23 protein-coding genes are annotated in these 25,989 nt (G+C 53.5%); 5 read left to right on the top strand and 18 right to left on the bottom strand.

What is annotated here, in order from left to right; genetic code table 11:
• Positions 1–142: 142 nt before the first annotated feature.
• The 5 genes from AC4G46_RS11260 to clpP form a co-directional block, all read right to left on the bottom strand.
• Complete coding sequence (locus AC4G46_RS11260; protein WP_491128011.1) at positions 143–1,186, bottom strand: FecCD family ABC transporter permease; 1,044 nt, start codon at positions 1,184–1,186, stop codon at positions 143–145.
• Positions 1,183–2,190, bottom strand: a complete 1,008-nt coding sequence (locus AC4G46_RS11255; protein WP_491128844.1) for a FecCD family ABC transporter permease — start codon at positions 2,188–2,190, stop codon at positions 1,183–1,185. Before AC4G46_RS11255 ends, AC4G46_RS11260 begins: the two co-directional genes overlap by 4 nt.
• 88 nt (positions 2,191–2,278) lie before the next feature.
• Positions 2,279–3,934, bottom strand: coding sequence for a helix-turn-helix domain-containing protein (locus AC4G46_RS11250; protein WP_491128010.1), 1,656 nt, complete (start codon positions 3,932–3,934; stop codon positions 2,279–2,281).
• A 175-nt stretch (positions 3,935–4,109) separates the two neighbouring features.
• Entirely contained in the window at positions 4,110–4,316 is a 207-nt protein-coding gene (locus AC4G46_RS11245) for a hypothetical protein (RefSeq protein ID WP_090715362.1), read from the bottom strand.
• A gap of 18 nt (positions 4,317–4,334) precedes the next feature.
• Positions 4,335–4,916, bottom strand: a complete 582-nt coding sequence (gene clpP, locus AC4G46_RS11240) for an ATP-dependent Clp endopeptidase proteolytic subunit ClpP (RefSeq protein ID WP_491128009.1) — start codon at positions 4,914–4,916, stop codon at positions 4,335–4,337.
• Positions 4,917–5,115: 199 nt separating this feature from the next.
• On the opposite strand from clpP, the gene AC4G46_RS11235 reads away from it, so the two are divergent.
• Positions 5,116–5,859, top strand: a complete 744-nt coding sequence (locus AC4G46_RS11235) for an RNA polymerase sigma factor (RefSeq protein ID WP_491128008.1) — start codon at positions 5,116–5,118, stop codon at positions 5,857–5,859.
• A gap of 77 nt (positions 5,860–5,936) precedes the next feature.
• Positions 5,937–6,830 carry an NAD-dependent epimerase/dehydratase family protein gene (locus AC4G46_RS11230; RefSeq protein WP_491128007.1) on the top strand — a complete coding sequence of 298 codons (894 nt, stop codon included), beginning with the start codon at positions 5,937–5,939 and terminating at the stop codon, positions 6,828–6,830.
• On the opposite strand, the gene AC4G46_RS11225 is transcribed toward AC4G46_RS11230, so the two are convergent.
• The 3 genes from AC4G46_RS11225 to AC4G46_RS11215 all read right to left on the bottom strand — a co-directional run bounded on the left by AC4G46_RS11225 (position 6,810) and on the right by AC4G46_RS11215 (position 13,494).
• Positions 6,810–8,630 carry a methyl-accepting chemotaxis protein gene (locus tag AC4G46_RS11225; RefSeq protein WP_491128006.1) on the bottom strand — a complete coding sequence of 607 codons (1,821 nt, stop codon included), beginning with the start codon at positions 8,628–8,630 and terminating at the stop codon, positions 6,810–6,812. The genes AC4G46_RS11230 and AC4G46_RS11225 overlap by 21 nt on opposite strands.
• A gap of 221 nt (positions 8,631–8,851) precedes the next feature.
• The gene (locus AC4G46_RS11220) at positions 8,852–9,262 is read right to left on the bottom strand and encodes a VOC family protein (protein ID WP_491128005.1); all 411 of its coding nucleotides are present in this window, start codon (positions 9,260–9,262) and stop codon (positions 8,852–8,854) included.
• A 158-nt stretch (positions 9,263–9,420) separates the two neighbouring features.
• Positions 9,421–13,494, bottom strand: a complete 4,074-nt coding sequence (locus AC4G46_RS11215; protein WP_491128004.1) for a choice-of-anchor I family protein — start codon at positions 13,492–13,494, stop codon at positions 9,421–9,423.
• A 196-nt stretch (positions 13,495–13,690) separates the two neighbouring features.
• On the opposite strand from AC4G46_RS11215, the gene AC4G46_RS11210 reads away from it, so the two are divergent.
• Positions 13,691–14,848, top strand: coding sequence for a glycosyltransferase family 4 protein (locus tag AC4G46_RS11210; protein ID WP_491128003.1), 1,158 nt, complete (start codon positions 13,691–13,693; stop codon positions 14,846–14,848).
• A gap of 21 nt (positions 14,849–14,869) precedes the next feature.
• Positions 14,870–15,001: a hypothetical protein gene (locus AC4G46_RS11205; RefSeq protein ID WP_491128002.1), complete on the top strand. Its 132-nt coding sequence runs from the start codon at positions 14,870–14,872 to the stop codon at positions 14,999–15,001.
• Positions 15,002–15,048: 47 nt separating this feature from the next.
• On the opposite strand, the gene AC4G46_RS11200 is transcribed toward AC4G46_RS11205, so the two are convergent.
• From AC4G46_RS11200 to AC4G46_RS11180, 5 genes are all read right to left on the bottom strand, one after another.
• Positions 15,049–15,948: an IS3 family transposase gene (locus AC4G46_RS11200; RefSeq protein WP_491128001.1), complete on the bottom strand. Its 900-nt coding sequence runs from the start codon at positions 15,946–15,948 to the stop codon at positions 15,049–15,051.
• 38 nt (positions 15,949–15,986) lie between these two features.
• Entirely contained in the window at positions 15,987–16,301 is a 315-nt protein-coding gene (locus AC4G46_RS11195) for a helix-turn-helix domain-containing protein (RefSeq protein WP_491124359.1), read from the bottom strand.
• A gap of 59 nt (positions 16,302–16,360) precedes the next feature.
• Positions 16,361–16,645: a hypothetical protein gene (locus AC4G46_RS11190; protein WP_491128000.1), complete on the bottom strand. Its 285-nt coding sequence runs from the start codon at positions 16,643–16,645 to the stop codon at positions 16,361–16,363.
• A 63-nt stretch (positions 16,646–16,708) separates the two neighbouring features.
• Positions 16,709–17,608 carry an IS3 family transposase gene (locus tag AC4G46_RS11185; protein ID WP_491127999.1) on the bottom strand — a complete coding sequence of 300 codons (900 nt, stop codon included), beginning with the start codon at positions 17,606–17,608 and terminating at the stop codon, positions 16,709–16,711.
• 38 nt (positions 17,609–17,646) lie between these two features.
• Positions 17,647–17,961 carry a helix-turn-helix domain-containing protein gene (locus AC4G46_RS11180; RefSeq protein ID WP_491124843.1) on the bottom strand — a complete coding sequence of 105 codons (315 nt, stop codon included), beginning with the start codon at positions 17,959–17,961 and terminating at the stop codon, positions 17,647–17,649.
• A 16-nt stretch (positions 17,962–17,977) separates the two neighbouring features.
• Between AC4G46_RS11180 and AC4G46_RS11175 the strand changes: the two genes are divergently transcribed.
• A complete protein-coding gene (locus tag AC4G46_RS11175; RefSeq protein WP_491127998.1) occupies positions 17,978–18,406 on the top strand; it encodes a hypothetical protein in 429 nt (142 codons plus the stop codon).
• A gap of 308 nt (positions 18,407–18,714) precedes the next feature.
• Here AC4G46_RS11175 and AC4G46_RS11170 read toward each other — a convergent pair whose 3' ends face one another.
• The 5 genes from AC4G46_RS11170 to AC4G46_RS11150 all read right to left on the bottom strand — a co-directional run bounded on the left by AC4G46_RS11170 (position 18,715) and on the right by AC4G46_RS11150 (position 25,989).
• Entirely contained in the window at positions 18,715–19,791 is a 1,077-nt protein-coding gene (locus AC4G46_RS11170; RefSeq protein ID WP_491127997.1) for a response regulator, read from the bottom strand.
• A gap of 3 nt (positions 19,792–19,794) precedes the next feature.
• Complete coding sequence (locus tag AC4G46_RS11165; RefSeq protein ID WP_491127996.1) at positions 19,795–23,844, bottom strand: PAS domain-containing protein; 4,050 nt, start codon at positions 23,842–23,844, stop codon at positions 19,795–19,797.
• 221 nt (positions 23,845–24,065) lie between these two features.
• Positions 24,066–24,329 (bottom strand): hypothetical protein, encoded by a 264-nt coding sequence (locus AC4G46_RS11160; protein WP_491127995.1) that lies wholly within the window; start codon positions 24,327–24,329, stop codon positions 24,066–24,068.
• Between the two features lie 102 nt (positions 24,330–24,431).
• Positions 24,432–25,001, bottom strand: coding sequence for a GNAT family N-acetyltransferase (locus AC4G46_RS11155; protein WP_491127994.1), 570 nt, complete (start codon positions 24,999–25,001; stop codon positions 24,432–24,434).
• A gap of 70 nt (positions 25,002–25,071) precedes the next feature.
• Positions 25,072–25,989, bottom strand: coding sequence for a helix-turn-helix transcriptional regulator (locus tag AC4G46_RS11150; protein ID WP_491127993.1), 918 nt, complete (start codon positions 25,987–25,989; stop codon positions 25,072–25,074).

The following is a 25,989-nucleotide window of genomic DNA, read 5'->3' as shown; positions in this document are numbered from 1 at the left end:
TTTTCGCCGTTATCTGCATGATTCTCCATTAGTAGTATGTGTAACAGCGGGAATCCAATACCTTCTTAACTCCTGCTGCTATATTTGAAAAAAAAGAGCCCAGGCGCGCTGAAGCTCCGCGTCCTGGGCTCTGCCCGCGATCTTATTTCACACGTGCCTTGAACAGCAGCAGGATGAAATAAGGTACGCCTATGATGGAGATAACGATGCCAACCGGCAGCTGCGCCGGTGCAAATACGGTTTTGCCGATAAAATCGGCCAGCACCACCATCAGCATGCCGATCATGCCGCATAGCGGAACAATGTACCGGTAAGTATTACCGATCAGGCGCCTTGCGATATGCGGGGCAATCAGCCCGACAAAGCCGATGCTGCCTGATACAGAGACACAGGCACTGACCAGCCCGACGCAGCAGAGCAGCAGGATCTGTCTTTCACGGCCGGCTGCAACGCCCAAACCCTTAACACTGACTTCGTGAAGCTGCATCAGGTCAAGTACTTTCCCCCTCCGCCAGATGACCGGCGTCAGGATGATCAGCCATGGCAGCGTGGATAAAATCTGCCGCCAGCTCGCATTATTGATGCTACCGGCCAGCCATACGGTGGCCATCTCGAAGTTTTGCGGGTCCATCTTGAGCGAGATGTACAGGGTAACCGCCCCGAAGCCTGAGGCCAGTGCAATCCCGACCAGAATCAGCTGCTGCGGATGGAACTCGCCGTGCTGCCTCGCGAACAGGAACAGCAGCACGACCGCGACCAGTCCGCCAATGAAGCCGAACATCGGCATGGACATGACCGACAGCCAAGCCGGAGCCTGCATAGTGCCTGCAGTGAAGAACATAAACAATACCACAAATGCTCCGGCGGCGGCATGGATACCCAGGATACCCGGATCAGCCAGCGTATTGCGGGAGATTCCCTGAAGGACGGCACCGGCGATGCCGAGCCCGAAGCCGATGAGCGCACCGAGCACGATGCGCGGCAGGCGGAATTCAAAGATTACAAGATCATAATCCTCTACAGGATTAATCCGCAGCAGTGTGCGGAACACATCTTTAACGGTAAGATCAAACGTCCCGTTGGTCAGACTGACATAGATTCCGGCCAGCGTCAGCAGGCTGAGCGCAAGGAACAGCGACCAGAATCTCCGCTGCTTGGACTTCGGTGCAAGAGAAGGCTTGTTCATGCCTGGCTGCCTCCTCTCGTCTTCACAAGATACAGGAAGAACGGTACCCCGAACAATGCTGTGACCACGCCGACAGGCGTTTCGAACGGATAATTGATAAACCGGCTGATCAGGTCGCATGCCGCCAGGAACAGTGCCCCGAAAAACGCGGCAAACGGAACGATTTTGCGGTAATCCTGCCCGATTAACAGCCGCGTGATATGCGGGATAATCAGGCCGACGAAGGCGATTTTGCCGGCGATAGCTACCGAGATGCCTGTCAGAAGCACAACACTCAGCATCGTAAGCCCCTTAACGGCAGTCACCTTGAGACCAAGCCCTGCAGCCGTTTCTTCACCAAGCGACAGCATGGTAACCGGCCGGGACATGAGCATGCCCAGCGTCAGGCCGACAACCGCAAACGGAATGGCGAGCTTGATCACCGCCGGGTCCATCATATGCAGCCTGGCGTTATACCAGAAGCTAATATCCTGCGATACCTGAAAGTAAACCGACAACGCCTGGGACACTCCGCCAAGAAAGGTACCTATGATTGTGCCGAGTACGGCCATAGTCAGCGGAGAAGCACCGCCGGGTACCAGCCTGGAAATTCCGAACACAAGCGCAGCACCCAGTGCGGAGCCGGCCAGGGAATACAGAATCATCGTCATAGACGATGTACCTGGCAGAAATACCATACACAGGGTAATCGCGAACACGGATCCGTCGCTGACACCCATAATAGCAGGTGAGGCCAGATAATTCCGGGTCATCCCCTGCATGAGCGCACCTGATACAGCCAGGAAGGCGCCGATCAGCAGTGCTCCGGCAACTCTGGGGATTCGTGAAGTAAGTATAATTTGGTGGTCAATATTATCCGGGTCGAAATGCATCAGCGCATTCCATACCGTTATGTAGCTTATATCTTTGGAACCGTAAAGCACTGATAACACACTGACAATAACAATCAGGACAACTCCCAGCACCAGCAGGGAGGCTGCTTTCAATCCGGCCGCTCGTTTCATCTCATCCCACTCTTTTAACAGTCTCAATTATGATAATGATTATCATTACCGATTATAGCGGGACGCCGGGCGGTGCTCCATGGACAAATTACGGAACATGTATGGACGATTGGCCGAGGAACAGCTGTCTGGTTTCCCTGATCATCCGCAGCTGGGCATAAGCAGACTGTTCCCGCCAGGGATCGGAGGCCAGAAAATGCACCCTGTGCCGCTGCACAGCCGCGATCTTCAGCCACTGCGGATCATTTTGCAGCCGGTTCCATTCATTCAGCGTGTCGCTCTCCCGTCGGATCAGCATCAGCAGATGGTCGGCACCGACCGCTGCAATCTCCTGCGGAGTCACCGGAATATTATAGATTCCGCCTTCGGCGTCATAAGCAGGCTGCAGCTGCAGCTCCTGGTAGATCATGCTGGCCATGCTGCGGCTGCAATGCAGGTACAGCTTATTATGCAGCATCCGGATAACCACCACCGATTCACTGCCGATCTGCGCATGCAGCTGTTCCCTGACCTGCCCCGCCTCCCAGTCGAAGGCGGCCAGCCATTGCTCTGCCTGCCAGGATTCCCCCAGCAGCTCAGCCAGCTCCAGAAAGGGGCTGCGCCAGTCCGCCGGCTCGGAGGACAGATAATGGACTGGTGCAAGCTGCTCAAGGGCCGCCTTCTCCTCCGCCTGCAGCGATTCCTCAGCCAGAATGAGATCGGCAGAAACCTGCCGCAGCACCTCCAGATTGGCCTGCCAGTCCTGGTTGCTGCGGTAAGCGCTGATATGGACGGGAATTTCATTGCGGTAGTTCCGGTAATAGTACTCCGTCCACTTGGGATGGAGTGCCGCCGCATACGGCATCAGATTCAATGGAAGCAGCTGCCCCAGCAATGAGGAGGAGTAGGCTACCAGCTTGCGGCGGCGGCTCTTCATGTAGACTGCCGGTGGCACTCCGATCATCTTTTTGAATTTGCGGCTGAAGTAGAATTCGTCAGCGTACCCGACCTGATGGGCGATTTCCCGCAGCTTGGCGCCGCTCTCCGCCATCAGGCGTTTGGCCTGCTGGAGCCTCAGCTCGGTGGCATAATCCAGGGCGCTTTTGCCGTATTTCTTTTTGAACAGATCGTTAAAATATTTGGGGCTGAATTCGGCAGCCTGGGCCAGTGACTGCGAGGTCAAATCCCGGGTGAAATGCTCTTCTATGTACTTCTTTGCCTGCTCCAGCGCATAATTCGTATCCTTGGGACGCTGACGGCTGCTTACCCGGACACTGTAGAGCAGCTCCTGAAAAGCAATCTGTGCCCGGAAGCTGACCTTGTGCAGCTCCATTTCCTCCTTCTGCGCCAGCTCACTGCATACCGTCAATATATTCGGCATCGGGATCTGTGCCAGCAGGCCGGTCTTCGGAAGCAGCTGCGCATCCTTGAGAAGACGGCTTTCCTCGTCCGCTGCACCGTACTGATAAACGTTAAAGCAAAACACATACATCTCCAGGCTCCCTGACTGCTCCACAGCTCCGAAGGTCTGCCCTGGCAGACAAAGACTGACCGAGCCTGCTGTTAGCTCCAGCAGCCCGGTGTCCGCCAGAAGCTGAACCGTACCGCCGGTTACTACAATCAGTGCATAGGATAAGACAAGCTGCTGGGGCAGATGTACCTCGTCGCTCCCCTTCAGCACTTGAACCGACAACAGCCGGAAGCCCAGCCCGTCCCAGTCCATCGGCTGACCCGCCTGCTCAATCATCATCTTCTCTTGTAGCATCGACTGCTCACCACCATCAATAACTTTTCATTCCTCTAAGTATAATTGATAATGATTATCAATGGAATCCTGTCTGCACAAAAAGAAGACTATCCTTGCGCCCTTAAGGCATAAGAATAGTCTTTGGGTTACTATGTCCTTCTCCGGTTCCGATGGTGCCGGTTACACGGATTGCCTATTGCCCGAATCCGACCCGCGGCCGTTCCCGTTCCTTGGTTTCAAGCGCAACTGCGCGGATGGAAGTGACAGGAATATAGAGCAGCTGATACTCCGTCCGGTATTTTACAAAACGTTCGTCAAGCTCTTCCAGCACACCCTCCCTCACACTTGTTCCGTCCAGAAAATGTACCGCCACCTTCTGTCCCAGCAATTCCTTCAGCATGTACGTCAGCTCCTTTGGTTATAAACTTGAAATCACTTTGTCGATAATGCCGTACTGGAGCGCTTCCTCCGCCGTCATGAAAAAATCACGGTCCATATCCCGCTCGACCCGCTCTGCCGGCTGGCCGGTCCGCTCTGCAGTAATCTTGACGATCTTCTCCCTGATTCTCAGAATCCGTCTGGCGCTGATGGCAATGTCGCTGGCCTGCCCCTGCGCACCGCCATGCGGCTGATGGATCATGATCTCGCTGTTTGGCAGCGCGAATCTTTTGCCGGGAGCTCCGGCCAGGAGCAGCAAGGAGCCGAAGGAAGCCGCAAACCCCGTGCAGATCGTACTGACCTGCGGTTTGATTACCTGCATCGTATCATAAATACCGAACCCGGCGGTAGTCGAACCGCCTGGACTGTTAATGAACATCTGGATATCCTTCTCCGGGTCCTCTGCAGCCAGATACAGCAGCTGGGCAATGATGCTGTTAGCCAGCTGATCATCTATGGCCGCACCGACAAATACGATCCGGTCCTTCAGCAGACGCGAATAAATATCATAGGAACGCTCGCCTCTGCCCGTCTGCTCAACCACATAAGGAATAACATTCATCCATCATACCTCCTTGAAATTTGCATTGAGTAATACCCTGTAATCGAATGAGTACCGGAAAAGGATACGGGAAACAGGCAGAGTATTTTCCCGCAAAAAAACCATGCCGGCTGCGTACCTTTTATCTGGAGATATTCGCTTATATAATAGAGGGAACTAAACACAAGGGTAAGGATTGCCGAAAAGGAGATGAATTCGCATGTTAATCCTTGATGAACATGATCTAACGGATGCCGCAGCTGAAGAACGCCTGCAGCCGCTTGATACAGCCTTGAACCGCTATTGCCTGGCGCTCACCCGCTCCGTACACGAGGCTGAGGATCTGGCACAGGACACCTGGACCAAGGCGCTGAGCTACAGCGGCTGGTCGGCCAGCCCCAACCGCCAAGCATTGCTGCTGCGGATTGCCAAACATACATGGATTGACAGCCTGCGGCGCAAAGCTGCGCTTAACCGTGCTACAGAGCGGGGAATTCAGCCGGCAGATGCTGCCGCGGAGCAGGAGCCCCTTAGCCTGACGGAACTGGAAACGGCCTTCCACGCCTTGATGAAATATTTGCCGCCGCTCCAGCTATCCGTATTTCTGATGCGGGATGTGTTTGGCTACCCGGCACAGGAAACGGCTGAGCAGCTGGTTACCACGGAAGGAGCGGTCAAAGCCGCACTGTACCGGGCCCGCCAGGCTCTCGCAGCAGTGCGCATGGAGCTGGCAGCAGATGGGCCGGCCCGGCCCGAAGACGGCGATTTCCGGCGGATGCTGAGCGCGCTGGCCGAAGCCTACGAGCAGGGCCAGCTTCCCGTAATGCTGGAGCTGCTGCGCCGGGAGAATGCTGCCGGGATTACAATGGCAGCCGGCATCAGCACAGTCCGGTCCCGGCACAGTTCAGTCCGTACTGCTGACCGTGCTGGTATGTACGGCGGCGTGCTGATGATGGCGGCTTAATAGATCGAGGCCCAATAAACTGGCCAGTAGACTCAATGAATCTGCAGGGAAATTCGATTCAACCAGGGAGGGAAATGATGAGGAGCATATTAGTACTCGGAGGAACGAGGTTTTTCGGCAAACGGCTGGTACAGCGGCTGCTGGAGGATGAACATACACAGGTGACGATTTTAACCAGAGGACAGACAGCGGATCACTTTGGTGAGCGGGTGATCCGGTTGACCGCCGACCGCTCTGACGCACAGGCGCTGGCTGCGGCCGTTCGCGGCCGGCACTACGATGTTGTCTACGACAACATCTGTTACTCGCCGGACGATGCGGCGGCTGCAGCCCGGATTTTCGCAGATACGGCAGACCGGTATATTCTGACCTCCAGCCTGTCCGTATATGATCCAAGCAAGCAAATGCTGCGTGAAGCCGATTTCGACCCGGAACATTATCCTGTCCGTCTTGGGCCCAAGGAAAACTTCAGCTACCAGGAGGGCAAACGGCTGGCCGAAGCCATTCTGCTGAACCAGACAGCCTTTCCTGCGGCAGCCGTCCGCTTTCCGATTGTGCTCGGAACGGATGATTACACACGCAGACTGCATTTCCATATTGAACACATCATGGACGGAAAGCCTGTCGGCATACCGAATCCTGAAGCCCTGATCTCTTTTATCCGGTCCGATGAGGCTGCAGACTTCCTGTATTGGCTCGGCTTCTCCCCGCTGACCGGGCCAGTAAACGCCTGCTCGGACGGGGCGATGACTATTCAGGAGATCATCTCGCTGATTGAAGCCGTTACAGGGGTACAGGCAATAACACCAAGCCAGACTGAAGAAAATGACATGTCCCCGTTTGGCATTACGGAGTCCTGGCATATGGATACAGCAAAAGCCCGCACTGCGGGCTTCGTCTTCCTGCCGCTTACCGGCTGGCTGCCTGAGCTGGCGGCTTCGCTGCACGCGTCACTCCGCGATCGCCAGTAACGGAGCTTCGTCTGCGTTGTTCTTGCTGCTGCGGGCTTCCTCAATAATCAGCAGCTGACCGCTGTGAGGCTTGTTGTCCTCCTCCCGACCGATCTTGAATACATTGATCTCGCGGAACAGCCGCTGTGAAATCTCGCTGATTTCCAGCGCCTGCCGGGCAATATCGTGAATGGCCTGATCCTGCTGGGTGCTCGATGCATTCACCTCCTGAACCCCTGCCGCTGTCTGCTCGGCGACGGAGGCTACGGAATGGATGGATTCACCGAGCCGGGAATTGATCCGCCGCGTCTCCTCCACTTTTCCGTGAATCAGAGTAATCTGCCGGCTGATTCCGGCAATCGAGCCGTCAATGGCCTGGAAAGAAGCCAGCGTTTCCGCAACCTGGGAATCCTGCTCCTCCAGGCTTTTTTTCGTATCCAGCATATACTCCTGAAATCCGGCCATGCTCTCCTGCAGCTCACCGATAATCCGGCTGATCAGAATCGAGGAATCGCTAGTCTGCACCGACAGGTGGCGGACTTCATCAGCAATGACAGCGAAGCCTTTGCCTGCAGCTCCGGCCCGCGCAGCCTCAATCGCCGCATTCAGCGAGAGAATGTTCGTCTGCTTGGAGATTTCTGTAATGGAGTTAGTAATCCGTGAAATATCCCCCGACTGCTCTACCAGCTTCTCCAGTGCTTCATACACTCTGCCGATGGAAGAGCGCGAGCGCTGTGAAAGCCGCTGCAGCTCTCCGACCGTCTCGGAGCCTTTGCGCGCGTTATGATCAGCACTGCCGCTGGTCGCCAGCATTTTATCGGTATAGTCGGTGATCTCAGCCACTTCCCGCTCAAGCTCCCGCAGCAGCAGTGCACTCTGTTCGGACTGTATAGCCTGCTGGTCAGCACCTACCGAAATCTCCTGAATGGTTCTGACAATCTCCTGGTTGGTATTCGCGGTAACCGTTGAGGATTCCTGAAAGGACCGTGAATAATCCGCCAGGGTGGAAGCAACCTGAACCGTCTGCCGCAGCATATCACGCACTCTGCTCACCATATGGTCAAAATGGAAGCTCAGCCTTCCCAGCTCATCATTATACGGAGAATTGATCTGCTGCCGGAGATCCCCTTCGGCAATATTGCGCAGCGCATGCTGAAGCCTGCCTACCGGAGCAAGGAACGAGCGTGTCAGCAGTACAGCAAGTACAAGCATGAACAGGACTACTGCACCAGCGGCATAATAAACAATCGAAACGGTGTGCTCCAGCAATCTGAAGGAATTCGCCTGTGCCTGGTCGGCATTATCCGCTGCTGCCTTGTAGAGCGTGGTGTTAATATTGAGCAGCTGCTGATGAACGGCCAGCGCATTTGTATGCAGACCGTCAATCTCCTCAAGCACCGTAAGCGGGTCAAGGCTTGGATCCTCCAGCGTTTCTATCAGCTTCCCAACATGTCCGGTATACATATTGATTGCGGACTTCAGCAGCTGCAGATCCTTCCACGCGGCTGTTTCTTTATCAAAATCAACCTTGGCCACAGCTTCGTCCAGCTGCTGCTGCTTGTCCAAAAACGGCGCTGCCAGCTCCAGGTCACTGGATTCGGCAAGTGAGGTCTCCAGGCTGTTCAGCTCCTGCAGCAGCTGGGTGATGGTCGAAACGGTGATTCTTTTTTCCATCTCCGTCTTCTGGCGTTCCATTGAGAGCTCCACCTGGCTGATCTTCTGTCCCTGAAGCAGCGCAACCCCTAAAAAGATCAGCGAAATCGCAGTAAAACTAAGAATCAGCTTCCATTTCATGGATAAGTGCAGCACACTTCTTTTCAAACCAATCATCCCTTCTATTAAACCTTTGGTCTTTTCGTATGTATGTATGTAATTTTTGCCACGAACTCATTGTAGAAGCTGGATATTAACGGGTCTGCGGGGTTATGTATATGGAGTGTAAAGAATCTGTTGCAATACTGTAAACACCGGGGTATGCAGGAACACAAAAAGGCAAGCACCGCGAGGGCACCTGCCTTGACACTTCACTATTATTTAACCTTTTACTGAGCAGCACTTGCATCCATATACACAACTTCCCACAGATGCCCGTCCAGGTCCTGGAAGCTCCAATTATACATGAAGCCGTGATCAACCGGAGCATTGAACGGCTTGCCGCCGGCATCCAGCGCCTTCTGCACCAGCTCGTCCACCTGTTCCCTGCTGGCTGCGGAGAAGCAGGTAATGACCTCTGTATGGGCCGCAGAGTCAATGATTGTCTTGTCCGTAAACGTGCCGAAATACTCCCGTGTCAGCAGCATCGCATACGTATTTTCGTTAATGATCATACAGGTTGCGTTCTCATCCGTAAATTGCGGATTAAACTCAAACCCTATTGCCGTAAAAAAATCAACCGACTTCTGCAGATTGGCAACGGGCAAATTAATAAACAGCTGGCCTGCCTGAAATCCCATTCGCTGATCACCTCATACATGGATTTGGGGGTGCTACGCTCTATTATAGCATGTCGTTTTGCAAAACAATAAAATTTAAAATACCCGAGCCGCAATAAATGTCCAGCCGCTATCGGGGGCTATTTGCGGCGCGGAATGCTTCATACTAATTGGTACTGTTACTGCACAGCCTTCAGCAGTTTTGCCAGCAGCTGTGCTGTTTCTTCACGGGTTGCCGGTGCCTGCGGGGCAAAGTTAACCTTGCCGTCCGCCGCTGCCTGGCCGGACAGGATGCCTGCCTGCTCGACTGCTTTTGCAGCTTCCTGTGCGTAGCTGCTGATCGACGCCTGATCAGCGAAGCCTGCAGCTGCACCGCCGTTCACCGGCAGGCTCCAGTTCATCGCTTCAGCCAGACGGACAATCATCACAGCCAGCTGTTCCCGCGAAACATTGGCTTCCGGCGCAAATTTGCCCTCGCCAGTACCGTTCACGATTCCGTTAGCGCTGGCCCAGCTGACCGCAGCAGCGAAATAATCATCCGCCTGCACATCATTAAAGCTCCCGGAGGCAGTATTGCCAAGCTCAGCACCGGCCAGACGGGCCAGCAGCAGCGCTGCGTCCCCGCGGCTCAGCTTGCTTTTCAGGCCAAACTGCTCTGCCGCGATCCCAGAAATGATGCCGCGTGCTGCCAGATAGGTAATGGAATCCTGCGCATAGCTGGACGCTGTATCACTAAAAGCCGGTTTGTTATAACCGACAGCATATACTGAGAAGTGCGATGTCTGGAAGGTCAGCTCGCCGGTTCCCGCATTATAGCTGCTGGCCGGCAGCACCGTCAGCTCACCCGCTGCGGACACATAATAAGCAACCACTGCAGCGGCGTCTTCTCCCGCAGCAAGAGTATACGGAACACTTACCACCGCTCCGCCTGTGCCAAAGCTGGAAACGCTCCGGCTGCCGGTCTTGACTTCAAGGCTCACTACCGGCCGGCTTCCGATCAGGCTTGAGCCGGTTGTGAGATTTGCAGAAGCAATCGTCAGGCTGACCGCTTCACCTGCAGCGGCAGTTTGAATAGCCGTGACAGCGGCCCGGTCCAGGGAAATCGTGCCGCTTCCGCTTGCAAAGGTTACTGTCTGCGCTGTGCTGCCGGCAATCTCGGTCCAGGCTGCCGCAGGAACATTAAGTGTAGCCGACCCAGCAGTATTTCCTGCAGCCGTGCGGAATACAAGTTCGTCCGCCGATGAGCTCTTCAGTGCCTCAAGGGCTGCTGTCACTTCTGCCGCGCTGACCGGATACGATGGACTGCCCGCTGCATCTGCTGCTGCTTTGATTTCCAGAATTGCCTTACCGTCAGAAGTACTCACTCCTGCAGCCGGTATGGTCACCACTGCTGTTGATCCGCCCGAAGGGCTTGAACCCGGCTGGCTGATTACGGGGTCTGCAGCCTTAACAGTCACCTTAGCTTCAGCCAGACCATAGCCGTCTGCGCTATATACAGAGATTACGGCTGTTCCCGCTGTCACCGGCGTGACCTTGCCTGACTGGTCTACTGAAGCTACAGCTGTATTGGAGGAGCTCCAGTTCAGCCCTTGCGCACCTTCACCCGCAGGCTGCACTGCTGCAGTAAGCACAGTTGCACTGCCGCCGGCCTGCAAGGACAACGCAGTCTGATCCAGGGTTACCTTGGTCACATTGAGCTGGTAGATTGCAACGGTTCCGCCGACTTCATTGGCGACCAGCACTAAGGGCAGTCCGGTCGGGCTGTCTGCTGCCGCAATGAACTCGATTCCTTCCGGTCCGGTGTCTGTCTCCAGGTTGTTCTTCGGAGTAAACTCGCGTGTATTCATATAGTTCACAAACTCCGGCTGCTCGGGACTAGTCACATCATAGGTCATCAGACCGCCGATCCGCTCCAGCCCGATGAACGCCAGCGCCTTCTTACCCACCTTGCCGATTTTTACATATTCCGGCTCAGGCCCTTTTTTGCTGCTGCGGCTGTCCAGGGTAGTATTGCTGTTGCTGGCATTGAAGTAAGCTGGCAGCCTTTCCGCCGTAATCTGCTCAAAATCGCTGCCGCTGTCATACACCTGCTTCATGTCTGCAGCATCCCAGATGGAGAAGGAACGGCCTCCGTACAGATAAATGCCGTCATGCCCCATATCCGACATCACTTCAACACCGTCATACTTTGTTGTTCCGGCCAGGAACTTTGCGGCATCCGATTCCGGATCGAGTGAGCCTTTCATTTTACCGATGGTACTGGCATTCTCCTTGCTGTCCCATTCCGTTGCATCGCCTTCGTTGGCCGTGAACAGGTATGTTTTACCGTTTACCGTGTACTGGCTGATTCCATCCGGCATATACACCCCGTAGAACGGTACATTCTCCAGCTGGATCTTGCCGTCATTCACCAGGTCGAGCGCATTGCCGGGAGCATTCAGGTTCTTCACTCCCAGACCCTTAACCGACAGCAGCTTGCCGGATGCAATATCTACAGCAGCTATAGCATTGTTCTCCTGAAGGCTGACATAGGCCGTTTTCTGGTCTTCGGACAGCTCAATAAATTCCGGTTCCAGATCACGTACAGCATCTTCTTTGGCGCCTTCACCAGTGATCAGCTTTGTCTCCGGGTCAACCGCTCCGCGGATGTGCACCAGGTCATCAATGACCGCAGGGTTATCGAATTTAACCCGGTTTACCGCTTTGGTCACGGTGTCGATAATGGTCACGCTGCCTTCAGGATCACCGTCCAGCGTACGCGGCTCTGCTTCATCAGCAGTCAGGATAAACCGGCCGTCCGCCGTATATTTGACCATGTCCGGCTGAACCCCGGCTTCATAGGTTTCCAGCAGCTTGCCGTCATAATCGAGCACAAGCACCTTGCCGTTCTTCATGGCATCGGCTTCCTGCACCGCTACAGCAATCCGCTTGGTTGCCGTATTAATGTCCACACTGGTCAAATCACCGTACACGAAGCCATCTGTCTCGGACAAAGCTTCAACGTTGATGCTTGTCTCTTTTTCCGGATGAGCGCCATCTTTGAGGTTAACAACATCTACAGTCGCAGGCTGCGTCGACCCGTTAACCAGATAAAACTTACCGTTATCACGGTTATATCTGACAATCTCGGCTACACCGCCGTCTTTATTCGTCGTACCTACAGAATAGCCTCCGATTTTGGTAATGCTGATCAAATCCGGTTTGGGCTCAGCTGCAGGCTTGCCCACTTCCAGCTTAAGGCTTCCTGTAATTTTGGCAGGCGTTGCCGAGCTGTCATAGACGGTATAGCTCACAGTTGATGTACCTGCCGCCAGCGGAATCCCGCTGATCGTACCGGTTGCTGCATCAAGCTTGAGACCTTCCGGCAGACCAGCTGCAGTAAAGGAATAAGGCTGTATACCGCCGTACACCGACAAAGCAACTGTATATGGTGAGCCTGCGGCCGCCGCTGGCAGTTCGGCAGTTGCTACGCCGAGGGCCGGTGCTTTGATTCCCCACGCCCCGTCCGCGCTGCTATGCGGCTTCATCAGACTCATGCCTGCCGCATCCAGATTGTCGAAGCTGATCTGCTTCAGATCGCTTTTATTGTTGTCCGTATCGGTAAAGTCTGCACGGCGCACGGACTTTTGCTTGGAGGTTCCCTCCTCCTTACCGGTCGGATAATCTCCTTCGTAGCCGTCGATGACGGAGCCTTTGTCATTTCCCGCTGTGCCGATCATGTCCACATAAGCCGCTGTTTTGCTACCGAACGGATTAGCTGCACTCAGCAGTTCCGTATTACTCAGCAGCACAACCTTCATGCCTTTATTATTGAAAAGAAGCCCGCCCCATGCCTGGTCTCCTTTGGCGCTGATGTCGCTCTGGAAGGCGGGGTTATTTTTGCTGTCGGTAATGAGGTAGGAGGAATGTGCCTTGATAGTGCCGCTTAGCTCCAGCCTGCTCCATGCCCCGTTCATTGCCGGATCGGAGTATTGCAGCGACCAGCCGTTCAGGTCAACATCTGTGTCCAAAGGATTATACAGCTCAATATAGCCGTTTGAAAAATAGCCGCCGGTAGTATCTGCATCCCCTCCGCCATAAACCTGATTCACAATAATATGAGGAACATTTACATTATAAGTGCCGTCAGCATTATACGGAGTGCCCGTCAGCTGTCCCGCAGCCGCCGCTGCCGGAGCTGTGCCCCAGGCGGGAACAAGTGCAATTTCAGCCGCAAGCAGCAGAGAGAGTAAGGTTGTGCCTGATCTTTTCAAGTCGATGTCACTCCTATAGTTTATTTTTTAAATAACTATAGTGGACGAGTGTTTGCGGTTATGCTGATTTGTATCAACGGAGCGTAAAGTGAAGGAACATGCCGGCAGATCCCGCAAAAAGCCTTAACATTCCGCTGACTCCGCTCAAATATTCACCTGTTATGATCAGGGTAATCAGAGCTCTGGAGGGGATATTATGCGTCTTGCCCTGTTTACAGACACTTATCTTCCGCAGACCAACGGCGTCGCCCGTACGCTTCACCGGCTGACCGGCCATCTGCACCGCCGCGGAATCGAACATTTGTTGTTCACCCCGACATCGGCCTCAGAGGAAGAATGCGATGATCCGGTGCGTAAAATCTCCAGTATCCCCTTCTTCCTGTATCCGGAATGCCGGCTGGCCCTGCCTGGTCTATCCTCCATTCAAAATGAGCTGCGCTCCTTCCGCCCCGATCTCCTGCATATGGCTACCCCTTTCAACCTCGGCCTAAGCGGACTGCGCTATGCCCAAAAGCATAACCTCCCGCATATCGCCTCCTACCACACCCATTTCGACCGTTATTTGCACTATTACCGGATGCGCAAGCTGATTCCGCTGTACTGGAAATACATGAAATGGTTCCACCGTACCTGCGATGCTGTGCTTGTCCCCTCCCAGGAGACAGCAGGTGTCCTGCGGGCACACGGCTTGTCCGGCATGCGGCAATGGTCGAGAGGAGTCGACTGCGTGCTGTACGATCCGGCAAAACGTTCAGCTGAGGTGCGGGAACGTTACGGGATTGAAGCTCCGCTGCTGCTGCTCTATGTAGGACGGGTGGCTCCGGAAAAAGATCTGCCCACGCTCATGGCGGCCATGCGCCAGCTGCCGGAATCTGTTGCCGCCGCCGTTCATCTGCTCGTCGTGGGCGATGGTCCGCTGCTGCCGGAGCTGCGGGCTGACGCTCCCCGCAATGTCAGCTTCGCCGGCAGCCGGCATGGCGGGGAGCTGGCAGAGCTGTATGCCTCCGGCGACCTGTTCGTGTTTCCGTCGAGTACGGAAACCTTCGGCAATGTCGTGCTGGAGGCCATGGCCTCCGGCCTGCCGGTGATCGCTGCTGACGCAGGCGGCCCAAGCGAGCTGGTCGCCTCCGGCCGGAGCGGCCTCCTGCTTAGCCCGCAGCAGCCTGGGGCGATGGCCGAAGCCATCTGCCGGCTGGCAGAGCAGCCGGAGCTGCGCCTGGCGATGGGCCGCGAAGGCCGGCGGCTGGCGCTCAGCCGCTCGTGGGATGAGATTTTTGACCGGCTCATCAGGGATTATGAGGAGGTCATTGAGGAACGGCGCCGTAAGGACAGCGCGGGAATTTTTACGGCTTAGCGGCGGGGAGGGGCAGCCGGAATGAGAGGCACTTTTGACTCTCATTTCGCCATCCGGACCGTTTTCGCCGGAATGAGAGGCACTTTTGACTCTCATTTCGCCATCCGGCCCACTTTCGCCGGAATCAAAGGCACTTTCGGTGCGACCCCCTAATTCCGGAGTCTCCTATTTAAAATCGACTCTTGTCGTAGACTTACTCTTTATTTCGCCTTTTTCCTCGGCCAGAAGAAGGCGGATCGGTCTTCTAGGCTCATGACCCACTCTGAAAATTTGGCCGGTGGCATTCTGCGAAGACTGGTATGCATTCTGCGGTTGTTGTAGAAGTCCATGTACCCGTCTACGGCTTCATAGGCGTCTTCAAACGTTGCGAATTCTTCCTTGCCAAATAGATCTCTCTCCATGTTGCTGTGGAACGATTCAATAAAAGCATTGAGATCCGGCGTTCGAGGCGGAATCCGTTCGTGTGTAATCTCCCAACCTTCGCACATATCTCCAAAAAGGTGGCTCACGAACTGTGGTCCATTGTCGGTTCGTATCACTGGGCGTTCGCTGTGATTCGTACAGTGAGAGTCCATCGCTCTCCAAAGCGTCTGACAGACATGCTTCGCCTCACACGACGATCCTCTGTAGTAGCCGACGATGACACGGGTGAATACATCGATAATGCTAAGGACGAAAAAATGCCTGTCGCGACCCGCGACGTAACCATATTTAATGTCCATCTGCCAGAGCTGGTTACATCCGGTGATGACTCGGTTCTCTGGCAGCTTCCGGGGATGCTTGAAGCGCTTCTGACGTTGTGGCTGCAGGATATCTAGTGCCTTACACAGCCGGTAGCTCTTCTTATGGTTCAGCTTTAACCTGTACTGATTCCACAAGCATTCCGCAAGCAGCTTGTACCCGTACACGTGCTCTTCTCCAGAAATCAATTCCAGAAGCCACTCTTGAATTTGCTCGTCGCTAATCTTCTCCCCTGACTCCGTAAGGGAATAACCCGGTACAGGTCTCCCGCGCCCACCTTGAGCTGCTTGCGGGGACTGCAACTTGCGCTTGATGTGGTCATAGTATGTGGACTCCGCCAGCCCAATGATACGCAGCACCAGGACTGCTGAATTCCCCTGCTTAATGAACCGCTCGGCTACCTTGATTTTCTCGGATAAGCAGGGGTTGGCTTTTTTAGCAGTTCACGTAGAATCTCGATCTCCAGATCTTTTTCTCCAAGCATTTTGACGGCTTTCTCGTATTTCTGCTCGACCTCAAGAAGGCGCTTCAGCTCTTCTGCCTGCTCCTGGGGATAGGGATGCTCTTGTTCGCCATGCTGTTCCCGATAATCCCTTACCCACTGATTCACCGTACCCGGGGTAACACCATATTTTCTAGCAACAACCGCTGCCTTAATGCCAGACAAGACCTCCTGTGCAGCCTTCTCTCTCTGTTCGGACATTTTTCCCATTGTGCTCATCCTCCTCATGTATAAAGTCTACATTTTTGTGGGGGAGGACTCCAACTATATTAGGGGGCTGTGGAGCTTTTGACTCTCATTCCGCCATCCGGCACATTTTCGCCGGAATGAGAGGCACTTTTGACTCTCATTTCGCCATCCGGCACGTTTTCGCCGGAATGAGAGGCATTTTTGACTCTCATTTCGCCATCCGGCACGTTTTCGCCGGAATGAGAGGCACTTTTGCCTCTCATTTCGCCATCCGGCACGTTTTCGCCGGAATGAGAGGCATTTTTGCCTCTCATTTCACCATCCGGCACGTTTTCCCCGGAATGAGAGGCACTTTTGCCTCTCATCGGTGCGACCCCCTAATTCCGGAGTCTCCTATTTAAAATCGACTCTTGTCGTAGGCTTACTCTTTATTTCGCCTTTTTCCTCGGCCAGAAGAAGGCGGATCGGTCTTCTAGGCTCATGACCCACTCTGAAAATTTGGCCGGTGGCATTCTGCGAAGACTGGTATGCATTCTGCGGTTGTTGTAGAAGTCCATGTACCCGTCTACGGCTTCATAGGCGTCTTCAAACGTTGCGAATTCTTCCTTGCCAAATAGATCTCTCTCCATGTTGCTGTGGAACGATTCAATAAAAGCATTGAGATCCGGCGTTCGAGGCGGAATCCGTTCGTGTGTAATCTCCCAACCTTCGCACATATCTCCAAAAAGGTGGCTCACGAACTGTGGTCCATTGTCGGTTCGTATCACTGGGCGTTCGCTGTGATTCGTACAGTGAGAGTCCATCGCTCTCCAAAGCGTCTGACAGACATGCTTCGCCTCACACGACGATCCTCTGTAGTAGCCGACGATGACACGGGTGAATACATCGATAATGCTAAGGACGAAGAAATGCCTGTCGCGACCCGTGACGTAACCATACTTAATGTCCATCTGCCAGAGCTGCTTACATCCGGTGATGACTCGGTTCTCTGGCAGCTTCCGGGGATGCTTGAAGCGCTTCTGACGTTGTGGCTGCAGGATATCTAGTGCCTTACACAGCCGGTAGCTCTTCTTATGGTTCAGCTTTAACCTGTACTGATTCCACAAGCATTCCGCAAGCAGCTTGTACCCGTACACGTGCTCTTCTCCAGAAATCAATTCCAGAAGCCACTCTTGAATTTGCTCGTCGCTAATCTTCTCCCCTGACTCCGTAAGGGAATAACCCGGTACAGGTCTCCCGCGCCCACCTTGAGCTGCTTGCGGGGATTGCAACTTGCGCTTGATGTGGTCATAGTATGTGGACTCCGCCAGCCCAATGATACGCAGCACCAGGACTGCTGAATTCCCCTGCTTAATGAACCGCTCGGCTACCTTGATTTTCTCGGATAAGCAGGGGTTGGCTTTTTTAGCAGTTCACGTAGAATCTCGATCTCCAGATCTTTTTCTCCAAGCATTTTGACGGCCTTCTCGTATTTCTGCTCGACCTCAAGAAGGCGCTTCAGCTCTTCTGCCTGCTCCTGGGGATAGGGATGCTCTTGTTCGCCATGCTGTTCCCGATAATCCCTTACCCACTGATTCACCGTCCCCGGGGTAACACCATATTTTCTGGCAACAACCGCTGCCTTAATGCCAGACAAGACCTCCTGTGCAGCCTTCTCTCTCTGTTCGGACATTCTTCCCATTGTGCTCATCCTCCTCATGTATAAAGTCTACATTTTTGTGGGGGAGGACTCCAACTACATTAGGGGGCTGTGGAGTCATTTCGCCATCCGGCACGTTTTCGCCGGAATGAGAGGCATTTTTGCCTCTCATTTCACCATCCGGCACGTTTTCCCCGGAATGAGAGGCACTTGTGCCTCTCATTTCGCCATCCGGCCCACTTTCGCCGGAATCAGAGGCACTTTTGCCTCTCATTTCGCCATCCGGACCGTTTTCACCGGAATGAGAGGCATTTTTGCCTCTCATTTCGCCATCCGGCACGTTTTCACCGGAATCAGAGGCACTTTTGACTCTCATTTCGCCATCCGGCCCACTTTCGCCGGAATCAGAGGCACTTTTGCCTCTCATTTCGCCATCCGGACCGTTTTCGCCGGAATCAGAGGCATTTTTCCCTTTGATTGCCGGTAACTAGTCTCTTTAATAGGATTTCTCCCTCTCTCCCCACCTACAGCCAGCAGCACACCACCTGCCCTTCCCGGCTCTATGCAAACAACAAAGCCCGCCCAATCTCCTGCTTCAGGAGGTTCGGCGGGCTCTGTTTAGAACCACTACTAAGTATTGCTATAGCTGGTTATGACTCTACCGGCAATCGGCCGCCAGTGTGCCGTGTGCGCCATTACTAATTTAAACACCGGATCTGCTAGTGGTGTGCATAAGCACAACTGTCCCTGCAATGAGCACTAGCCAGTATTCCATAGGCCAGGCCTGCCAACCGCTTAATACTGTTCAGAAATCTCCTGAAATTTATGGCAGCATTTCACAAAGATCTCCACAATATCGGGATCGAAATGCCGGCCGGCGTCCGAGACAATAATATCGACAGCCTGTTCATGACTCATCGCCTCCTTGTATACACGCTCGCTGGTCAATGCGTCGTACACATCGGCAACCGCCATCAGCCTTGCGGACAAGGGGATCGCTTCACCGGCCAGCCCCTGCGGATAACCGGTCCCGTCCCATTTTTCATGATGGGAATAGACGATCTCCTTGGCGAACCGCAAAAAGGTTTCGGTGCTGTTCATCAGCCGCTCGGCACGCAGGACGGCATCCCGGCCCTGGGTCGTGTGTGTCTTCATCACTTCAAATTCGTCGTCTGTCAGCTTGCCCGGCTTAAGAAGAATATGGTCAGGGATACCCACCTTGCCGATGTCATGCAGCGGAGCCGAGGTAACAATCAGACTGATATGCTCGGGGGTAAGGACGTCCGCATATTTTTCCGTCCGGCCCATCCGGGTTGCCAGCTCCTTGATATACAGCTTGGTTCTCTGAATATGGTTGCCTGTCTCCGGATCACGCATTTCCGCCAGCGCCGCCATCGCCATTACCGAGACCTCCTGGATCAGCGATATTTCCTGGATCCGCCGGGAAATCTCTGCTTCGAGATACTGGTTTTTATCTGCAAGAAAATCCTTGGAGCGCTTCAGTGTCAGATGTGTCTTCACGCGCGAGAGGAGGATCGGCGCACTGATCGGCTTGGTAATATAATCAACCGCACCGGAATCGAAGCCCTTGTTCTCGTCCTCCACCTCTTCTTTAGCTGTCAGAAAAATAACCGGGATCTCCCTCAGCACCTTATCCTGCATCAGCCTGCGGCAGGTTTCGTAACCGTCCATACCCGGCATCATAACATCCAGCAAAATCAGGTCAGGTGGAGCAGCCTTGGCAATATGCAGCGCCCTTTCGCCGTTTGTAGCCACCTTCACCTTGTAGCATTCTTTCAACAGCCCGCTGAGCAGCGCAATATTGTCCGGCGTGTCGTCAACGACTAGTATAACAGGTCTTAAATCCAGCATTGTTTACATCAACCTCTGTTCATAAGGACTTTCGAGGATAGCCTGCCTGGTGATTTCCACAGCCTCCTCGTATTCAAACCGGTCAAGACTGCGCTCCAGCCGCTTCACATCTGCCGGTTGGATCAGATGGGCCACCTTACCCCTTATATCGGCATAATAATGAACGGCTTCACTGTCATCATCTTCCAGAAGCTCCAGCAGCCGCACCAGCAGCTGCACAGGCGGATTCAGCAGCTGTCCTGTCTCCTCCGCCTGCACTGCAGAACGCGGATTGCTGCCCAGTTGCCCGAAGATTTTCTCAGAGATATCCTGCACCGCCGATTCCAGCCTGTGCAGCAGCTCTTCCAGCACCTCCGGCTCTGCTGCCCGGGTGATCATTTTACCCATGGTACCAGCCAGCTTCTCTACCCCGGTGACCCCGAGATTGCCCGATACTCCCCTAAGGTTATGGGCAAGCCTCTCTGCTGCTGCAGCCTCCTCCTTAAGGAGCGCCTTACGCAGATTCTGAACCGTTTCACGCTGGCTGTCCGCATATTTCAGCAGCAGGCTGATGTACAACGTCCGGTTCTGCCCAACCCGGTTCAGACCGCCCGCCGTATCGATTCCACTAAGCTGCAGGATTGACAACGCATCAGTACTAACACTTGCATCTGTACCTGCATCTGCACTTGCATCTGTACTTGAATTAGAATTCGCTTCAGCACTTTCAGTACCATCATCACGCCCAGCCGCCTTTACATCACTCCCGGCAGCCGGCCTGGCCGTCCCGTCCGTAACCCATCTGCCGATCTTGGTGAACAGGATATCCGGGTCAACCGGCTTGGCGACATGACCGTTCATGCCTGCAGCAAAGCTGCGTTCCCGCTCCTCCTGCATCGTCCGGGCTGTCATGGCGATAACCGGCAGCTCAGGATACAGCTTACGGATTCTGGCCGCCGCTTCGAAGCCGTCCATCTCCGGCATTTGCAGATCCATCAGCACGATGCTGTAGGGCCGGTCTGCAGGCATCGCTTCAATCATCCTCACCGCTTCAGCCCCGTTCACTGCGAGATCCGGCTGCATACCCTGGCTTTTCAGCAGCTCAGCGGCAATCTGCCGGTTAATCTCATTGTCTTCGGCTACCAGCACCCGGGTCCCCGCCAGCCTGTAATCCTTTTCCCGGACGGGGGAAGCTGCTTCTTTTAACAGCAGAACCGGGGTATCCTCATCCTGCGCCAGATCAAACCAGGCGGTAAAGGAAAAGGTGCTGCCCTGGCCTTCCACACTGTCCACCCACAGGCTGCCGCCCATAATTTCAACAAGCTTACGGCTGATGGCCAGTCCCAGCCCCGTTCCGCCAAACCTCCGCGTAGTCGAGCTGTCGGCCTGGGTAAAGGCCTGAAACACCTTACTCTCCGTCTCTTTGCTCATGCCGATGCCGGTATCGCGCACGCTGATCTGCAGCTTGACCCTGCTGTCAATCCGGCTGTTCAGCTCAACTGCAATGGAAATCTCACCCGCCTCGGTGAATTTAATCGCATTGCTCAGCAGGTTGGTAATAATCTGCCCCAGACGGAGCGGGTCACCCCTTAGCCTTGCAGGCACATCAGGCGGAATATTACACAGCAGCTGCAGCCCCTTAGCCTCAGCCATCTGACTGGAGAGATCCAGCGCCCCGGAGATGATCTCCATAAGTGTAAATTCCGTGTTCTCCAGCTCCAGCTTGCCTGACTCCACCTTTGAAAAATCAAGAATTTCATTAATAATGCCCAGCAGCGAAGTACCGGCATTATGGATTTTGGAGATATAATCCTGCTGTACAGGGTTTAGGCCGGTCATTAGCGCCAGATAGGCCATCCCGATAATTGCATTCATCGGTGTACGGATCTCATGGCTCATGTTGGCCAGAAACTGTGACTTGGCTGCTGTCGCTTCCTCTGCCAGATTCAGTGCATATTTCAGTTCTGCTTCTTTCCGTTTCGCTTCGGTAATATCTTCAGAGACGCTAAGCAGATACAGCGGCTGTCCCTCAGCATCCATAATGGGGAGCTTGGTGGTCTGTACATATCTAAGGTTACAATGCTCGCCGTCGTCCGGAATAATCTCGATCTCGCTGAAGGTCTGGCCGGTGGCGAGTACTTTTTTATCCGCATCCATCAGCTTGCGCGCTATCTCCTCAGGGAACACTGTCCGCAAATCCAGACCCACCAGCTGCTCAGGGGCGACACCCAGGAAATCCGCACTGGCCTGGTTAGTTTTAAAAATCTTCAGGTGCTTCGCATCCTTCACCGTTATCATGACCGGAATATGGCTGATAATGGCATCGAGGAAATTGCGGTTATCCATAATCTGTTTTTCCTTTTGCTTCAGATCGCTGATGTCCGTCATAATCCCCAGATACCCGCCGACCGAATGATCGGACAAGCGGAAAGCAGACAGGGAGTACAGAATATGATGATCCTCCCCTGAAGCAAAGGTTCTGACAATCTGCCGGTTCGAGGATCTGCCGGTCGCCGCTACTTCAGTCATCATTTCGCTGAGATTGCGGTACCCGTCCTCCGGCAAATGCGGCAGCATGCTCATCGGAATCCCGGACAGCTCACTACGCGACACCCGAAAAGCCTGCTCATAAGCAGCATTACAGCCAAGAAAGCAATGCCGGTCATCAATATAAAAGAGCGGATGCGGCAGCGTATCAATTAACTGCGAGGTGAAGTACAGCTGGTCTGACAGCTCTTTTTTCATCCGTTTGTATTCGGATATATCCTCTTTGATGCCGACATAATGCGTAACCTCGCCGCTTTCATTTTTGATGGAGGAGACCAGCACAGCTTCCGTGTATTCCTCGCCGTTCTTTTTACGGTTAACAAACTCTCCGTGCCATCTCCCCCCTGCCTCCAGCATGTCATTTAATTGGTTATAGGTCTCACGCCTGGTCTTGTCTGTCTTCAGGAGGGACGGTGTCTTGCCGAGAATTTCTTCTTTGGAATATCCGGTCACCTCGGTAAAGTAAGGGTTGATATATTCGATACGCCTGTCTTTATCGGTAATCAGAATGGACATCGGCGCCTGCTCAATAACATTCAGATAAAGGCGCAGCTTCTCGTTGTACTCCCTTTCCGTTTCCAGCATTTTTTTGGCGGCACTGGTCTGTTTGGCATACAGTCTTACAATGAAATAGGCCATAATGATGATCGTAAAATACAGAAATACGTAAACAGAAAAGCCCTTCAGCAGCACAATGATTACAGGGTAGATTAAAAAGAGGGCTCCGCCCTTCAGCATTCGCGGAGTATTCTCCGGCTTTGCTGCAGGTCCTGTTCTGCCCATCTGCAGTGTCCCCATAATACCGCTGGCTGCAGTACCTGCGATGGAGAGCCTATACAGGCTGTCTATGTATGAACTTTGGATCATTCCGCCTTGCAGCGCCTGGATCAGATCAAGCGTCCCGATCAGGGCAATGCCCGAAATCAGCAGGATAAAACCGTGTGTACGCTGGCTGCTGTCCATATAGATCCAGATCAGGATAAGTCCGGCCAGCACCAGCAGCGGTACGAGCAGAAAAAAGAATACGGCGAACGACTGCGGGCCGCCCGGCATCCAGTGAAAGGTCTCATCCTGAAAAAAGATAAACCATACACTGCCGACAATACACTCTGCAGTTGTAATCTGATCCCACAGAACCTGCAGCCTGCTGATCCGCTTTTTCAGTCTCCTGTATATTTGATATATGCCGAACAGAATCGCCACTCTGGCCGGAATATGAACCATCACCGCCAGCTGGACGCTATACGGCTCTTCCCCGAATCTGATTTCCATGCCTCCGGGAAATACAGCCACGAAGAGGTTGCCCGCTGACCACAGCAGAAAAGCAATCTGAATCCAGTTCCGTGATCTGCTTAATTCAGAGTCTCCCCCATCTCCTCTTTTCCAGTAAGCACTGCAGACCAGAATCGGCCCGCCTACGATAATCAGCATCCACAGTATTTTACTGTATTGGATCTCCACCCAGATACAGGCCAATATGTACAGCGCCAGAGCCGCCCATAACCTGTACGTCCTGCCCTTGTCCATCCACCGCCAACCACCCTTAATTTCTATAATATTTCTCTACTCTAGCTCTGCTGCCGGTTCTTGATAGTGTTGTTTCATTCTACTCTTTATGCTATCTTATTCATACTTCTTTTTTCGACATTCTTCTGCAAAAAAATTAGCCCGGCCAAGGCTCCACCTGGGAGTTTGGACGGGCTGTTAACACCTTTTGGCCGGGAAAAAGAATAATTCTGCAGATATAGCTACACGCTGGATTCCGTACCCTCGTACTGGTCTCTTGAAAAGTAGCGGTCTGCACAATCTTTGACAAGATATTCCCGGGAATCTTCATGTAACTTTAATAGCTGGTTTAACACAAAAATCCGCTGGACATTGTCCTCCGCATACATGAACAGCTGCTGCTTATAATGATCGATCTGCCGCTGGCTGGCCCCGGAGGGCCGTATGCTTTTTTCGTATACACTGAGCAGTTGTAAATGCAGCCTGTAAACCTCTTCGTCATTCATGAATGGCATCCCCCTGTAAAAACAGTTCTTAGATGCCATTGTCTCCATCTCTGAATGATTAATACCTGTTAGTAGAGTGATCAGGTAGATTGAATGAACTTCCTACTGCACCATCTTGATGTAATAATCCCCATAAGGCAGTTCACTGCTTCTCTCCAGCTTGCGGTAGCCCAGCTTTTGAAGAACCGCGACCCGGTCCACCGCCTGTGGAACCGCTTTGGTTAACAGGCCGCTGAATGTGAAATGCTGCGGAAACTGAAGCTCTACCAGCTCTATTATTTCAGATAACACATTAGTCTGTTCATACTCAGAGGCCAGGTCCAGTCTCAGAATGCCGGTCTCACCCTTTTCATCCCCCTGCCCAAGCTTCCTGGTGAAAAATTCAACAGTTCCGATTACCCGCCCAGACGTTTGCTCAACAATACTGAATCGTATAAAACCCCGTGCCCGGAATTCTGCCAGCCAGGCTTCAATACAACTCTCCATTTCCTCAAGCTTGTTCATGCTGAACCCGTAAAGGCAGTTGTCGCTGTTAAACAGAGGGATCGATTCAGGATCACTGTAGCATCTGAGCAAATCCTCAGCATCGTCCATCATGACTAACCTCAGGCTGAAGCTTCCGGTTTCATATACGGGGCAACTGGTATAAGGATCTGTAATTCCGGTATTCATGGAAAATCCTCCTTAATGAAATGTATGTTTCCATTATAATCAGGTAAACCGGACAACAGCCTGTCGTCATTTATGCATATTGCTGCAAAATCTTTCGGGCGTGGCTCTGCAGCCTCTGGCGCAGCGTCTCAGGTTCCAGCACGGTACAGCAGCCGGCATTCAGCAGCAGAATCCCGAACCAGCCGGTTTCCGTCTCAGGCACACTGAATTGCAGGATCAGCTCACCGCAGCGTTCTTCAACTACACTCGCATTTGGAAAAGCCTCTTCCAGCTGAACTCTCCTGTCGGCAGGACAGGCAAGTTTTATGTTGATGTAAGGCCGTACATCCTGATGGGCAGCCAGCAGCTGCTCCGCATTTCCGTGACAATGGACAAAAGCCTGACCGGCATTCCGGATCTCCCTGATCCGTGACAGACGAAACAGCCGGTAATCCTCACGTTCACAGCAATAGGCAAACAGATACCAGGCATACCATCTGTATGACAAAAGCAACGGCTCCACATATCGGCTTGACACAGACTGCTGTGCATCCGTGTATTGAAACTGCACCGCAGTCCGGCTGCGGATAGCCGCTTCAATAACTTCGATAGAGCGTAAGGTTCCGCTGCCTTCGCGCAGCGTTTCCAGCTGCAGCCGGAACGGCTGTTCAGACGGAATCCCCTCCGGAGAGAGGGATATCATTTTTTCCACCGTTTCCTCTGCCCGCCTGCTGTTATAACCTGAGACCAGTCCCTTTAATGCAGCCAATATGTACATGTAATCCTCTGACTGGAGCAGCTGCCTGTTCATTTTGAAGCTGTCCGGAATGTAATAGCCGCCGCTCTTGCCCTGTATAGAGCCTATCGGGATGCCCGCCTCACCAATCGAGTCCATATCACGCTGAATCGTCCGCGGAGAAACTTCAAATTTCTCAGCCAGGGCACGTGCGCTGACCACTTCCCTGTTAAGCAGGTATACCACTATGCCCAGCAGCCTGTTCACTTTCAT

This window comes from Paenibacillus sp. fava2 (genome assembly GCF_058313675.1).
Note: the sequence above shows the minus strand (reverse complement) of the source record. Positions and strands in the feature narration are given on the sequence as shown.